General features: G+C 74.2%; 13 protein-coding genes. 7 read left to right on the top strand and 6 right to left on the bottom strand.

The annotated features are described in order from the left end of the window. The first annotated feature begins 58 nt into the window (after positions 1-58). On the top strand, positions 59-412 hold the full coding sequence (locus D7318_RS15055) for a hypothetical protein (RefSeq protein WP_147437695.1): 354 nt from the start codon (positions 59-61) through the stop codon (positions 410-412). A 42-nt stretch (positions 413-454) separates the two neighbouring features. Here D7318_RS15055 and D7318_RS15050 read toward each other — a convergent pair whose 3' ends face one another. Then, positions 455-1177: a maleate cis-trans isomerase family protein gene (locus D7318_RS15050; protein WP_120697592.1), complete on the bottom strand. Its 723-nt coding sequence runs from the start codon at positions 1175-1177 to the stop codon at positions 455-457. Positions 1178-1184: 7 nt separating this feature from the next. Next, positions 1185-2024, bottom strand: coding sequence for a maleate cis-trans isomerase family protein (locus D7318_RS15045; RefSeq protein WP_120697591.1), 840 nt, complete (start codon positions 2022-2024; stop codon positions 1185-1187). A 151-nt stretch (positions 2025-2175) separates the two neighbouring features. On the opposite strand from D7318_RS15045, the gene D7318_RS15040 reads away from it, so the two are divergent. Together D7318_RS15040 and D7318_RS15035 are read left to right on the top strand one after the other, a co-directional pair. Next, positions 2176-3147 carry a D-2-hydroxyacid dehydrogenase gene (locus tag D7318_RS15040; RefSeq protein WP_120697590.1) on the top strand — a complete coding sequence of 324 codons (972 nt, stop codon included), beginning with the start codon at positions 2176-2178 and terminating at the stop codon, positions 3145-3147. Between the two features lie 5 nt (positions 3148-3152). Then, positions 3153-4613 carry an amidase gene (locus tag D7318_RS15035; RefSeq protein WP_120697589.1) on the top strand — a complete coding sequence of 487 codons (1461 nt, stop codon included), beginning with the start codon at positions 3153-3155 and terminating at the stop codon, positions 4611-4613. A gap of 656 nt (positions 4614-5269) precedes the next feature. Here D7318_RS15035 and D7318_RS15030 read toward each other — a convergent pair. The 4 genes from D7318_RS15030 to D7318_RS15015 all read right to left on the bottom strand — a co-directional run bounded on the left by D7318_RS15030 (position 5270) and on the right by D7318_RS15015 (position 9054). Further along, a complete protein-coding gene (locus tag D7318_RS15030; RefSeq protein WP_120697588.1) occupies positions 5270-5779 on the bottom strand; it encodes a DUF3830 family protein in 510 nt (169 codons plus the stop codon). A 76-nt stretch (positions 5780-5855) separates the two neighbouring features. Beyond that, on the bottom strand, positions 5856-6653 hold the full coding sequence (locus D7318_RS15025; protein ID WP_120697644.1) for a sugar phosphate isomerase/epimerase family protein: 798 nt from the start codon (positions 6651-6653) through the stop codon (positions 5856-5858). 32 nt (positions 6654-6685) lie between these two features. Next, the gene (locus tag D7318_RS15020) at positions 6686-7852 is read right to left on the bottom strand and encodes a dihydrodipicolinate synthase family protein (protein ID WP_120697587.1); all 1167 of its coding nucleotides are present in this window, start codon (positions 7850-7852) and stop codon (positions 6686-6688) included. A 38-nt stretch (positions 7853-7890) separates the two neighbouring features. Beyond that, positions 7891-9054, bottom strand: coding sequence for a Gfo/Idh/MocA family protein (locus D7318_RS15015; protein WP_120697586.1), 1164 nt, complete (start codon positions 9052-9054; stop codon positions 7891-7893). Positions 9055-9137: 83 nt separating this feature from the next. Here D7318_RS15015 and D7318_RS15010 point away from each other — a divergent pair, with 83 nt between their 5' ends. The 4 genes from D7318_RS15010 (at position 9138) to D7318_RS14995 (ending at position 14170) form a co-directional block, all read left to right on the top strand. Next, the gene (locus D7318_RS15010) at positions 9138-10217 is read left to right on the top strand and encodes a LacI family DNA-binding transcriptional regulator (RefSeq protein WP_120697585.1); all 1080 of its coding nucleotides are present in this window, start codon (positions 9138-9140) and stop codon (positions 10215-10217) included. Between the two features lie 643 nt (positions 10218-10860). Further along, positions 10861-11415, top strand: a complete 555-nt coding sequence (locus tag D7318_RS15005; protein ID WP_120697584.1) for a sugar O-acetyltransferase — start codon at positions 10861-10863, stop codon at positions 11413-11415. A 96-nt stretch (positions 11416-11511) separates the two neighbouring features. Further along, positions 11512-13650 (top strand): ATP-binding SpoIIE family protein phosphatase, encoded by a 2139-nt coding sequence (locus tag D7318_RS15000; protein WP_230423754.1) that lies wholly within the window; start codon positions 11512-11514, stop codon positions 13648-13650. A 31-nt stretch (positions 13651-13681) separates the two neighbouring features. Beyond that, positions 13682-14170, top strand: coding sequence for an NUDIX hydrolase (locus D7318_RS14995; RefSeq protein WP_120697583.1), 489 nt, complete (start codon positions 13682-13684; stop codon positions 14168-14170). The last annotated feature ends 74 nt before the right edge of the window (positions 14171-14244 follow it).

Below are 14244 nucleotides of genomic sequence, written 5' to 3'. Positions count from 1 at the left end.
CCCTTCCGGGGTGTACGTGGCACCGGCCGGAACGGGATACTCCCGGGCCATGACGATCATGGCTGATTCCGTGTCCTTCGAACGGTTCGAGCGCCTTCTCGACGACGAGTCGATCCCGGTGGTCCACCGCGCCCTGTGGCTGCTGCTGTGGCAGAGCGACGTGCGCGTGCTCGACCTGCTCGCCCTCGAGGTCACGGACGTGGAGCGGATAAGACCCGTGGCGGCGGGGGCCGAGTCCGAGCTGGGGGAACGCGCCGACGCGCTGCTGGGGCGGCTCGTCGGCGACCGCGCGACAGGGCCGCTGTTCGCGGTGGGGAGCAGGGCGCTCTCGTGGGACGAGGCCGTGCGCGTCGCGAAGGAGCACGGCCACGCCATCCACGCGTTCCGCACGAGCGGCAGACGGCACCGCTGAGCGGCGCCGGTGGCCGGAACGGTCGGGCGCGCTCACGCGCGCTCAGGCGAACAGCCGCCCCAACGCCGGGCAGCGCGCGCTGTGGTCGAGGAGCCGCAGGCCCTCCCACGCGGTGACCTGGTTCGCGGTCAGCACCGGCTTGCCCGCCGCCGCCTCGAGGTCGGGCAGCCACGCGGCCGTGTGCAGCGCGGTGTCGGGCAGGAGGATCGCGTCGGCGTCGGGGTGGTCGCCTTCGGCGACCAGGCGCAGCACCTCGTCCCGGCCCCACGTGCCCACCTCGGCGGCCGTGATGATGCCGCTGCCGCGCATCGCCACCACCTCGAGCCCCGCGGCCTTGAGGAAGTCGGCGAAGAGGCCCGCGACGTCGTCGGGGTAGGTCGCGGCGACGGCCACCCGCTGGGCGCCGATCGCCCGCGCGGCCCTGGCGAACGCGAACGACGTGCTGGACGCGGGGCGCTCCGCCGCGGTGGCGAGGCGCCGCACCTGGTCGGCCGCGCCGTCCCAGCCGAAGACGAAGCTCGCGCTCGTGCACGCCCACACGACGGCCTCGGCGCCCCGCTCGGACAGCTCGCCGAGGCCGGGCGTGAGCCGGTCGACCGAGCCCATCTCGAGCAGCGCGTCCACGCGGTGGGCGTCCGTGCCGATGTCCGTGTGGACCAGCGGCAGCCCCACGTCGGCGCCCGCGGCGTTCAGCAGGGACTCCATGCGCGGGAACTCGTCCTCGGCCGAGTGGCCCGGGTACAGGAAACCGACAGTCGCGACCATCGTTCGCTCACACTTCCTCTTCGGGGACGGCCGGTGGCGCCTCCACCGCCAGGGGCATCGGGTCGACCGCCACGGCGGGCGCCTCGGCGGCCAGCGAGGCCGGGCCGCGGCGCGCCACCGGGTCGAGCAGCGCCTGATAGGGACCGACGGCGGTCTTCCCTATCGACCGTAGCGCGGACCACATCGTCACCTGGTTCGCCGAGATGACCGGCATGCGCAGCTCGGCCTCGAGCTGCGGGATCACGTCGTAGGTCGGGAGGTTGGTGCACGAGATGAACAGCGCGTCGGGCGCGTCGGCGACGGCCTCGCGCGCCATGCCCACCACGTCCCGGTAGGGAACGCGCCAGATCTCCCTGGTCAGCCCCAGATAGCTGCGCCCGCACACCTGGACGCCCGCCTCGCTCAGATACTCCTCGAGCGCGTCGGTCACCGACCTCGTGTAGGGCGTCACCACCGCGATCCGCTGGACGCCCAGCTCCACCAGCGCGTCGAGCAGCGCCCCCGACGTGGTCAGCGCGGGCAGCTCGCCCGCCTGCTCCATCGCGGCGGTCATGGCCCGCTCGCCCGCGACCCCGCTGACGAAGCTGCCCGACGTGCAGGCGTAGGCGACGACCTCGGGACTGACGGCGGTCAGCGCGCGCACGGCCTCGCGCAGCGTCTCGTGCTCGCTGACCAGCCTGGCCAGGTCGAGGCTGACCTCCACCGGCACGAACGGCGTTCGTGTCAGATGGAGCGAGACGTCGTCGGGCACCCAGCGCCACAGCTCGCGGTCGAGGGCGAAGTCGAACGGCGCGACGACACCGATGCCACGCTGGGGCACCGGGCCACCGAGGAAGGAGACATCCATGGGGACACCCCGATCGAACGGGCCGGCAGAGGCGAATGTGGGGAGATGAGAGAAGCAGATGCCTTCGTTGACGAAGGTAGATACGGCTTCCTACCGTGGTCAATCCTTGACTTCCAGCCAACCAGCGGCTCGTTGCGGAACGGTTTCCCCCATGTCTGACCCTTGTGTCCTCGTCCTCGACGCCGACCCCCTGCCACGCCTCGACCGGCTGGCGGGGAGAGCGGTGATCACCCACACCGACGAGCCCTCGCTGCCCGAGCTGCTGCCCGAGGCGGACGTGCTCCTGGTGTGGGACTTCCTGTCCGACGCGGTGCGCGCCGCCTGGCCGGGGCCCGGGCCCCGGCCGCGCTGGGTACACACCGCGAGCGCGGGCGTCGACCGGCTGCTGATCCCCGAGCTGCTGGCCTCCGACACCGTGGTGACCAACGCGCGCGGCACGTTCGACGGGCCCATCGCCGAGTATGTGGCGGGGCTGGTTCTGGCCATGGCCAAGGACTTCCCCGGGCGCTGGGCGGCCCAGCGGGAGCGGCGCTGGGCGTATCGCGAGACGGAGAAGGTCGCGGGCACCCGGGCCGTGGTGGTGGGCTCAGGGCCGATCGGGCGACGCATCGCGCGGACGCTGCTCGTGCTCGGCATCGAGGTGGAGCTGGTCGGCCGCACCGCGCGGGAGACGGACCGGGAGTTCGGGCGCGTGCACGGGAACGGCGCGCTCCCCGGTCTGCTCCGTGGCGCGGACTGGGTGGTGTGCGCGGCGCCGCTCACGCCGGAGACGAAGGGGATGTTCGACGCGGACGCGTTCGCGCTGATGAAGCCCACGGCGCGGTTCGTCAACGTCGGGCGCGGGCAGCACGTGGTGGAGGACGACCTGGCCGACGCGCTGGCCGGGGGGCGGCTCGCGGGGGCCGCGCTCGACGTCTTCAGCGACGAGCCGCTGCCCGCTGACAGCCCGCTGTGGGGGCTGCCCGGGCTGCTGATCTCGCCGCACATGAGCGGGGACACCGTGGGCTGGCGCGACGACCTGTCCGCGCAGTTCTGCGACAACTTCGACCGGTGGATCGCGGGCGAGCCGCTGTTCAACGTGGTCGACAAGGAGCTGGGCTATGTCCCGGGGGAGATGGCATGAGTGACATGGGCGACCTGTGTGCGCTGTCCGCCGCCGAGCTGACCGCCCGCTACGCGGCCGGTGAGCTCTCGCCGGTGACCGTGACCGAGGCGGCGCTGCGGCGGGCCGAGGCGGTGGGGGCCGCCGTCAACGCCTTCGTCCTGATCGACGACGCGGGGGCGCTCGGCGAGGCGCTGGCCTCGGAGGAACGCTGGGGGCGCGGGGAGCCCGCGGGACCCGTGGACGGGGTGCCGGTGACGGTGAAGGACATCCTGCTCCAGCGCGGCCACCCCACCCTGCGCGGCGCGCTGCCCGCGCCCGGCGACGTCGGGCCCTGGACGGAGGACGCGCCGTCGGTGGCGCGGCTGCGCGAGGCGGGCGCGGTCTTCCTGGGCAAGACGACGACGCCGGAGTTCGGCTGGAAGGGCGTCACGGACTCCCCCGCGTCCGGCGCGACGGGGAACCCGTACGCCCCGGAGCGCACGTCCGGCGGTTCGAGCGGGGGGAGCGCGGCGGCGGTGGCGCTGGGCGCGGGGCCGCTGAGCCTGGGCACGGACGGCGGGGGCTCGGTGCGGATCCCCGCGTCGTTCTGCGGGATCTTCGCGCTCAAGCCGACGTACGGGCGCGTTCCGCTCTATCCGGCGAGCGCGTTCGGCACGCTCGCGCACGTGGGGCCGATGACGCGGGACGCGCGGGACGCGGCGCTGCTGCTCGACGTGATCGGGCGGCCCGACCCGCGCGACTGGTCGCATCTGGGGCCCGCGCCCGGCGCGTTCGGCGAGGCGCTGCGCGCGGGCGCGGAGGGCGTGGCGGGGTTGCGCGTGGCGTTCTCGCCCGCGCTGGGCGAGGTGGCCGTGGAGCCCGCGGTGGCGGCGGCGGTGCGGCGCGCGGTGGACCGGCTGGCCGACCTGGGGGCGCGCGTCACCGAGACCGATCCGCCGGTGCCGCCGCTCGACGGGGTGCGGGAGGCGTTCCACACGCTGTGGTTCAGCGGGGCGGCGCGCGTGACGCAGCCGTTCGACGAGAAGCGGCGCGCGGCGCTCGACCCGGGGTTGCGCGAGATCTGCGCGCGGGGGGCGCGCTACTCGGCGCTCGACTACCTGGCGGCGGTGGATGTGCGGATGGCGATGGGGCGCGCGATGGGCGCGTTCCACGAGGAGTTCGACCTGCTGGTGACGCCGACGATGCCGGGGACGGCGTTCGCCAAGGGCGTCGAGGTGCCCGAGGGCTCGGGGATGGCGCGGTGGACGGAGTGGACGCCGTTCACCTACCCGTTCAACATGACGCAGCAGCCCGCCGCGTCGCTGCCGTGCGGCGTCGACGCGGACGGGCTGCCGATCGGTCTCCACCTGGTCGGCGCGCGCCACGCGGACGCGCTGGTACTGCGCGCCGCGCACGCCCTGTACGAGGCGGGGGCGGCCAGGATTCCGCCTCCGGCGGTTCTGCGCGAGCCTCCGGCGGTTCTGCGCGACGTCCCCACGGGTTGAGGCCGGTTCCCCCGGGTCCTGCCGGACCCGGACCCGGCCGCGGGGCGCGGGCCCCGAGGGGCCCGCGGCCCTCCGCCTGAGGTCTGTTGCTGGGGTCCGGAGTGCGGGCCCTCCGGGCCCGCGAGCCGGAGGGCGGGGTGCCCCCGCCGCGTCCGCGCGAGGCGCGCCAGCCCCGAGCGCCGCACATCTGACGGCAGCCCGCCCGCGCGAGCACCGCGAACGGCCCCCGCGAGCACCAGGCCGGGGAGGGCGGGGCGCCCCCGCCGCGTACAGCCGCCGCGCGCCCGGTGGCAGCCCGGGCCACGAACACCCGCGCGGCCACCAAGTCCGGGAGGGCAGAGGCGGCACCGCCGCATTCGCGCGCATCGCCGCGCCGCGAACACCCGCGCGAGCACCGGGCCGGGGAGGGCGGGGCGCCCCCGCAGGGGCATCCCCTCCCCGGAGGGGACCCCGCCCCAAGGCGCAGACCGGATCGGCCCGCACCCACACCCACGAACCCGAGCATCCGCCACCTCCCCGAAGGGAACACCACGTACGGCCGTCGCGCGCCCGCACGGGCATCCCCTCCCCGGAGGGGATCCCGCCCCGGGGCGCGGACCGGATCGGCCCGCACCCCACGCCCACGGACCCGGCGTCGGCCACCTCCCCGGAGGGGATCACGCGCGGCGGAACGTGAGCGTCTCGCCCAGTGCTCCCGCGCGCCACAGGTCCTGGCAGGCGTCGGCCATGCGCTCGAGGCCATCCACCACCGTGCCCCACACGATGCCGGGGACCCAGCCCGCGTCGCCGTTGATCAGCAGGTTGTTGCGCTCGTAGAACAGCGCCAGGTCGACCACCGTGGCCTTCCCCCGGTGCTTGGCCTGGTTCTCGTAGCCGTACGACGCCGTGCCGAGCTGGGTGTCGGAGAACGTGAAGTAGCACAGATCGCCCGGGATCGGGGTGACCGTGGGGTTCTCCAGGGGCGGCTCCTCGGGCGCGAACGGCGGGACGAGGGCGTAGATCTCGTTGCGCGCGTACTTGGCGTGGTAGACGTCGCCGCCGAGCGGCAGGGCGTTCCACACGGCGTCGCACGTGATCGGCGCCCGGTCGCCCAGCAGACGGGCGGTGCAGCTGACGCCCCGCTTGTCGAGCGAGACGGTGATGAGCCTGTCGTCGGTGCTGGTCATGGGATGCCTCCTGCCGTGGGGGTGTGGCGCGGGATGTGCGCGGCTGCCCACGATGCCACGGAAGGGCGCGGCACCGTCATGCCGCGTGGGCCCGGTATCTGGCCACCGTCTCGGCGAGCACCTCGCGCCCGTCGCGCGCCCACATCCCGTCGTTGAAGATCTCCACCTCCACGGGCCCCCGGTACCCCGCCTTCGCGACCGCCGCCGCGAACCAGCGGAAGTCCACGGCGCCGTCGCCGAGTTGGCCGCGCCCGGTGAGAACGCCCGCGGGCAGCGGGGTCGTCCAGTCGGCGAGCTGGAACGTGTGGATCCGGCCGCCGCGCCCCGCGCGTTCGATCCCCTCGCCCACGCGGTCGTCCCACCACAGGTGGTAGGTGTCCACGGCGACGCCGACGCGGTCCGCGGGGAAGCGCTCCGCCAGGTCGAGCGCCTGGGAGAGCGTCGAGACCACGCACCGGTCGGCCGCGAACATCGGGTGCAGCGGCTCGATCGCGAGCCGCACGCCGCGCTCGGCCGCGTACGGCGCCAGCTCGGCGAGCGCGTCGGCGATCCGCTCCCGCGCCCCCGCCAGGTCGCGGCTGCCCTCGGGGAGCCCGCCCGAGACCAGCACCAGGGTGTCGGTACCGAGCGTGGCCGCCTCGTCGACCGCGGCGCGGTTGTCGTCCAACGCGGCGGCGCGCTCGGCCGGTTCGACGGCGGTGAGGAAGCCGCCCCGGCACAGCGTCGTGACCGCGAGGCCCGCGCCCCGCACCAGGCGCGCGGCGGCGGCCAGGCCGTACTCGGCCACCGGCTCCCGCCACAGCCCGACCCCCGGAACGCCCAACTCCAGGCATCCGTCGACAAGATCGGGCAACGACAGCTGCTTGACGGTCATCTGGTTGATCGAGAACCCATCGAGATCGGTCGTCAACGGTCCACCCCCTGCACCGCGAGCAGCCGCGCCATCCGGTCGGCGGCGCGTTCGGGGTTGGGGAAGAGACCCAGCTCGTCGGCCAGCCGGTAGGCGGTCGCCAGGTGCGGCAGCGAGCGGGCCGACTGGAGGCCGCCCACCATCGTGAAGTGGTCCTGGTGCCCGCCGAGCCAGGCGAGGAAGACCACGCCGGTCTTGTAGAAGCGCGTCGGCGCCTCGAAGAGGTGCCGCGAGAGCGCGACCGTCGGGTCGAGCAGCGCCCTGAAGCCCGCCGCGTCGCCCGTGTCCAGCGTGCGCACCGCCTGGGCGGCCAGCGGGCCGAGCGGGTCGAAGATGCCGAGCAGGGCGTGGCTGAAGCCGTGTTCGTCGCCCTCGATCAGCTCGGGGTAGTGGAAGTCGTCGCCCGTGTAGCAGCGCACGCCCTCCGGCAGGCGCCGACGCAACGCGACCTCGCGCCCGGCGTCCAGCAGCGACACCTTCACGCCGTCCACCTTGTCGGGGTGCGCGGCGATGATGTCGAGGAACGTGTCGGTCGCGGCGTCCAGGTCGTCGCTCCCCCAGTAGCCCTCGAGGGCCGGGTCGAACATCGGCCCGAGCCAGTGCAGGATCACCGGCTCGGCGGACTGCCGCAGCAGGTGCCCGTACACCTCCGCGTAGTCCTCGGGGCCCTTGGCCACGGCGGCCAGCGCGCGCGAGGCCATCAGGATCACCTGGGCGCCCGACTCCTCGACGACGGCGAGCTGTTCCTCGTACGCCGCCCGCACCTCGGCCAACGTCGCGGCGCCAGGCCCGGTCAGCTGGTCCGTCCCCGCGCCCGACGCGACGCGCCCGCCGGTCGCGCGCGCCTCCGCGCCGGAGCGGCGGATCAGCTCGGCGGCGCGCGCCCAGTCAAGGCCCATGCCGCGCTGCGCGGTGTCCATCGCCTCGGCGACGCCCAGGCCGTGCGCCCACAGGTGGCGGCGGAACGCCAGCGTGGCGTCCCAGTCCACGGCCGCTGGGTCGTCGGGCGCGACGTCGGCGAACGGGTCGGCCACCACATGGGCGGCCGAGAACACCACGCGCGACGCGAGGGGCGCGCCCCCCGGCGCCGGGCGCGGAGCCTCGGCGCGCGGCCGGTACTCGGTCAACCGGCCCTCGGCGTCGGGCAGTCGGATCACGGACATGGCGCGTTTCCCTTCTCGCGTCCCTTCTCGCACGGTGCTCACAGGGTCAGCTCGGGGACGGGCAGGCGGCGGCCCTCGGCCGACGAGGCGAGCCCGAGCTCGGCCAGCTGCACGCCCCGCGCCCCGGCGAGCAGGTCCCACGTGTACGGCTCGTCGAGCACGACATGGCGCAGGAACAGCTCCCACTGCGCCTTGAAGCCGTTGTCGAACACACCGTTGTCGGGAACCTCCTGCCACTGGTCGCGGAAGACCTCGGTGGCGGGCAGGTCGGGGTTCCACACGGGCTTGGGCGTGGCCGAACGGTGCTGCGCGCGGCAGTTGCGCAGGCCCGCGACCGCCGAGCCCTCGGTGCCGTCGACCTGGAACTCCACCAGCTCGTCGCGGTTGACGCGGACCGCCCACGAGGAGTTGATCTGCGCGATCGCGCCCCCGGCCAGCTCGAAGATGCCGTAGGCCGCGTCGTCGGCGGTGGCGTCGTAGGGCGCGCCGCCCTCGTCCCAGCGCCGCGGGATGTGCGTGGTGACCAGCGCCTGCACCGACTCGACGCGCCCGAACAGCTCGTGCAGCACGTACTCCCAGTGCGGGAACATGTCCACGACGATGCCGCCGCCGTCCTGGGAGCGGTAGTTCCACGAGGGGCGCTGCGCCTCCTGCCAGTCGCCCTCGAAGACCCAGTAGCCGAACTCGCCGCGCACCGAGAGCACGCGCCCGAAGAAGCCGCCGTCGAGCAACCGCTTGAGCTTGAGCAGCCCCGGCAGGAACAGCTTGTCCTGCACGACGCCGTGCTTGACCCCCGCGTCCGCCGCCTGCCTGGCCAGCGCGAGCGCGCCGTCGAGGCCCGTGGCGGTGGGCTTCTCGGTGTAGATGTGCTTGCCCGCGGCGATCGCCTTGGCGATGGCCTCCTCGCGGGCCAGCGTGATCTGGGAGTCGAAGTAGATGTCGACGGCGTCGTCGCCGAGCACCGCGTCCAGGTCGGTGGAGACCGCGGTGGCCTGGTCGAGGCCATGGCGCTCGGCCAGGGCGCGCAGCGCGTGCTCGCGCCTGCCGACCAGCACGGGCTCGGGCCAGATCACGGTGCCGTCGCCCACGTCCAGGCCGCCCTCCTCGCGGATGGCGAGGAGCGAACGCACCAGGTGCTGGCGGTAGCCCATCCGGCCGGTCACGCCGTTCATGGCGATCCGGACGGTCCTCTTCGTCGTCATGCCCTTCCCTCCGGAGCAGTAAGCGCTTTCTACCCGGAGAGAAGCTAACCTCTCCCCACCGGCTAGGACAAGTGGAGCAGAGGATGTCAGTGACGCTTGCGGATGTCGCGGCGCGCGCGGGCGTCTCCGCGGCGACCGTTTCCCGGGTGCTGAACGGGAACTATCCCGTGGCGGGAGCGACCAGGACGCGCGTGCTGCGGGCGGTCGAGGAGCTCGAGTACGTGGTCAACGGCCCGGCGAGCGCGCTCGCCGCCGCCACGTCCGACCTGGTGGGCGTGCTGGTCAACGACGTCGCCGACCCGTTCTTCGGGATCATGGCGAGCGCGGTGCAGTCGGAGATGAGTCCCGTGCCGGGCGGGGGCGGCGGGGCGGGGCGCGCGGACGGGCCCGGCAAGCTGGCGGTCGTGTGCAACACGGGAGGCTCCCCCGAGCGCGAGCTGACCTATCTCACGCTCCTCCAACGCCAGCGCGCCGCCGCGGTGGTGCTGACGGGGGGCACGGTGGAGGACGCGGCGCACACGGGGGCGCTCGCCGCGCGCCTGCGCCGGCTCGAGGCGGCGGGCACGCGGGTGGTGCTGTGCGGGCGCCCGCCCATGGACGCGGGCGACGCGGGCCCGCACCCGCTGACGGTCGCCTTCGACAACAGGGGCGGCGCACGCCGCCTGACGGACCACCTGCTGTCGCTCGGCCACCGCTCGCTCGGCTATCTGGCGGGCCCCGCGGCGCGGACGACCACCCGCCACCGCCTCGAGGGCCACCGCGCGGCGCTGTCCGCGGCGGGCCTCGGCGGCGACGCGGAACGGCTGACGGTGCACGGCGCGTACGACCGGGCGTCCGGCTACGACGGCGCGCGCGAACTGCTGTGGCGCGAGCCGTCGTTGACCGCGATCCTGGCGGCGAACGACACGGTGGCGCTGGGCGTCTGCGCGGCGCTGCGCGAGCGGGGGCTGCGGATCCCCGAGGACATCTCGGTGACCGGCTTCGACGACCTGCCGTTCGCGGTGGACGCGATGCCCGCGCTGACGACGGTGCGGCTGCCGCTGCACGACGCGGGCGCGAAGGCGGGGCGGCTGGCGCTCGGCCGCGAGGAGGGGCCGCCCGGCGGGGTGACGACGTTCCGGGGCGACCTGATGGTGCGGGACTCGACGGGCGCGCCTCGGTAGGTTGCGCTTGCTGTGTGGGCTGCGCTCGCTTTGCGGGGCGGCTACGGGCTGGACGTCCTCCCGTTCGCCGTCCGCCGACCTCGTCTTTCGTGGTGGGTGCGGGTAAAAGCTGGCACCTACGGGAGGGGGGGCCTCGGGTGACCGGCCGTCCCGGTAAACGGTCGGTTTCGTCGCTGGCCCGGACCGTTCGCCAAACGGGCGCGGCCGCGTCCCTCGTCGGCGGCCGTTTTCCCGGTGGTCGGTTGCGGTGGCGCGCACCCTTCGGGCCTGCCCTGGCCGCCGGAAGCGTTTTCATTCCTGGCGTCCGTTGAGCTCAGGTAGCGGGTCGGTGCTTATCCGCGGCTTATGCCGGGGCAGGTGCTCTTTTGAAACGCGGCACGTTTTGTTCAACACAGAGTGTGCCCTGTTTCAGGAGAGCACCCGGCCTCGCGTAAGCGGGGGATAAAGTCCAGCGAGCCCGCTGAACGAAGCGCGCGCTCGCCCCGGACCGGCCCGCTCCATCAGCTCAACGTGCGCGCGGTGAACGACGAGAGCGGCGGCCAGGGCAGGCCCGAAGGGCACGAAAGCAGAGGTCGGCAGGCGGCGGACGGGAGGGCGTCCAGCCCTTAGCCGCCGCCCCCGAAGCGCCCGCTAGGGTTCCCGCATGGGGAGTCAGAAGGAACGCATGCTCGCCGGGGAGCTGTACATCGCCGACGATCCCGACCTGGCGGTCGACCTGATGCGCGCGGCGCGGCTCGCGGAGCGGTTCAACGCCACGGGGGCCGCCGAGCGTTCGGTGCGGCTCGCGGCGTTGACCGAGCTGCTCGGGGAGGTCGGCGAGGACGTCGAGGTGCGGCCGCCGTTGCGCGTGGACTACGGGTACCGGATCACGATCGGCCCCAGGACGTTTGTCAACTTCGGAGCGATCATGCTCGACGTCGCGCCCATCACCATCGGCGCCGACGTCCAGATCGGCCCGAACGTCCAGCTGCTCACCCCCACCCATCCGGTCGATCCCGAGCCGCGCCGCCAGAAGTGGGAGGCGGCCAAGCCGATCACGATCGGTGACAACGTCTGGCTCGGCGGCGGCGTCATCGTCTGCCCCGGGGTCAGCATCGGCGAGAACACCGTGGTCGGCGCGGGTGCCGTCGTCACGCGTGACCTGCCGCCCGATGTCGTCGCCGTGGGGAACCCCGCCCGGGTGAGCCGCACGATCTGAGCCCGGCGCGCCGCCACCCTCCGTCACGTTCGCCAGTCGCGGGGTGGCACCTCCCCGGCTACCGTGGCCGCAAGGTCTCGACGCTGGAGGTGCCACGTGGTCTTCCTCCGCCGCGGCATGAAGGGCGGCATCTTCACGCTGGTGCTCGTCTATCTCGCCCTGCTGACGTGCGTCCAGATCCTCTCGACCCGCCACTTCGGGCTCGCGGGCTGGTCCGGGTTCTCGATGCTCGCGCCCGTGGTGGCCGGGGCGCTGCTCTCGATGCGGCAGACCGTCATCGTCGGCGTGGTCAACATCGCGTCGGTCGGCCTCAGCTACGGCTACGCCATCCCGGACCTCGAGATGGGCATCCGCATCCTGGTCAACATCGCGGCGCTCTGCTCGTTCGCGCTCGCCGTGCTCGTGTGCCGCATCCGCCTCGACCGCGAGGCCCGGGTGCGGCGGCTGACCATCGCCAGGGAGCGGCTCACCCTGCTGCGCGTCGCCAGCCAGCACATCGGGTCCACGCTCGATGTGTCGCGGACGGCGGGCGAGGTGGCGGAGGTGGCCGTGCCGCGGTTCGCCGACCTGGTCACCGTCGACCTCTACGAGTCCGTGCTGCGCGGCGACGAGCCGCCCGACCCCGAGCAGGGCCGCGGCACGCTGCGCCGCATCGCGCAGCGGTCGGCGAGCGGCAACGGGGGCGGGAAGGGGGACGGGGGCGGCGACGCCCGTGGGACCGAGGAGGGCGGCGGCGGCGAGTTCGCCGCGCCGGGGCCCGCCACGGGGGAGGCGCACCAGAACGACGCCGTTCCGGTGCGCTGCCTGGTCGAGGGCGCCACGTGCCGGGCCACGCTGCTCGACGGCGAGGACGTGCCGGGCTGGCTCGGCGGCGACGCGCGGCACGCGGGGTCGCCGGGGCAGCCGGTGGCGCACTCGGGGATCGCCGTGCCGCTGCGGGCCAGGGGCGCGACGCTCGGCGTGGCCGTGTTCGTCAGGAACCGGCGCGACGAGCCGTTCGACGCCGACGACCTGCTGCTCGCCGAGGAGATCGGCGTGCAGGCGGCGGTCTGCGTGGACAACGCCCGCAGATACACGCACGAGCACCGCACGTCCCTGGCGCTCCAGCGCAGCCTGCTCCCCAGGCGACTGCCCAGGATCGCCGCGGTCGAGGTGGCCACCCGCTACCTGCCCGCCGACTCGACGGTGGGCGTGGGCGGGGACTGGTTCGACGTGATCCAGCTGTCGGGCGCGCGGGTGGCGCTCGTGGTGGGCGACGTCGTGGGGCACGGCCTGTACGCCACGGCCACGATGGGCAGGCTGCGCTCCGCCGTGCGCACGCTCGCCGACATCGACCTGGCGCCCGACGAGCTGCTCACCCATCTGGACGACGTGGTGATCCGGCTCGGCTCGGAGACCGAGGAGAGCGCGGAGGAGCAGGAGATCCCCGGCGGCGCGGTGGGCGCGACCTGCCTGTACGCGGTGTACGACCCGGTAGGGCGCACGTGTGTCATGGCCCGCGCGGGCCATCCCGCGCCGGTGCTCGTGCGGCCCGACGGGCGCGCCGAGCTGCTCGAGGCGCCCGCGGGGCCGCCGCTCGGGCTCGGCGGGCTGCCGTTCGAGGCGACCGAGCTCTCGCTGCCCGAGGGCAGCCTGCTCGCGCTGTACACCAATGGCTTGGTGGACGTGGACCACGACATGGCGCGCGGCCAGGAGAGCCTGCGGCAGGCGCTCGCCGGGCGCTCGACGTCGCTCGAGACGACGTGTGACGAGGTGCTCGGCACGGTGCTCGAAGGCGTGCTGCCGACCGACGACATCGCGCTGCTGCTCGCGCGCACGCGGGCGCTCGACGCGTCGCACGTGGCGACGTGGGACATCGCCGACGAGCCGACGGCGGTGGGCAGGGCGCGCGAGCTGGCCGACCGGCAGCTGACGGCGTGGGACCTGAGGGACGCGGCGTTCGCCACCGAGCTCGTGGTGAGCGAGCTGGTGACCAACGCCATCAGGCACGCGGACGGGCCGTTGCAGCTGCGGCTGATCCGGGAGCCCTCGGCGTTGATCTGCGAGGTCTCGGACAGCAGCAGCACGTCGCCGCACCTGCGCAGGGCGCGGATCCTGGACGAGAGCGGGCGCGGCCTGTTCATCGTGGCCAACCTGACGGAGCGCTGGGGGACGCGGCACGGCAGGTACGGCAAGACGATCTGGGCCGAGCTGTCCCCGGCGCAGCAGCAGGGCACGGAGCTGGCCAGCCTCTGACCGCGCCGCCCCCACGTCTTAGCCTGGCCCTATGACGGATGGGTCGGACGAGGAAACGCCCCTGGCCATCGGGCCCTTGGGGATGCGGCTGCTGGCGTTCGAGCGGCTGCCGGAGGACAGCGTGTTCGACGAGGCGCCGGTGGCGTACGCCCTGGTCGCGCTGTGGAACGCCGGGCGCCTGCTGATGGTGAACGTCCGCGACCGCGGCTGCTGGGAGCTGCCGGGCGGCGGGATCGACCCGGGGGAGAGCGCGCGGGAGGCGGCCGTGCGGGAGCTGTGGGAGGAGTCGGGCCAGTCGGCCGCGCCCGAGGCGCTGCGCTTCGTCGGCTTCGCCAGGACGTCGCTGCCCGACCGCAGGGTGCTGCGCGGGGCGCTGTACCAGGCGGAGGCGGCCGAGCCCGTGGCGTTCGCGCCGACCGATGAGATCGCCGCGATCCACTGGTGGAACCTGGAGGACCCGCTCGCCGGTGGCCGGGTGCAGACGGTGGACGCTTATCTGGCGGCGCTCGCCCGGGGGTGAGCGCTACGGTCCCCGCACGGGGACGCCACAGGGCTTCGCGCACGTCAGGCAGCGGGACGGCACCGTGCTGATCA

It is taken from the genome of Streptomyces radicis, assembly GCF_003626575.1.
Lineage (GTDB): Bacteria > Actinomycetota > Actinomycetes > Streptomycetales > Streptomycetaceae > Streptomyces > Streptomyces radicis.
The sequence above is the reverse complement of the archived record's forward strand: the minus strand, read 5'-3'. Positions and strand labels throughout refer to the sequence as shown.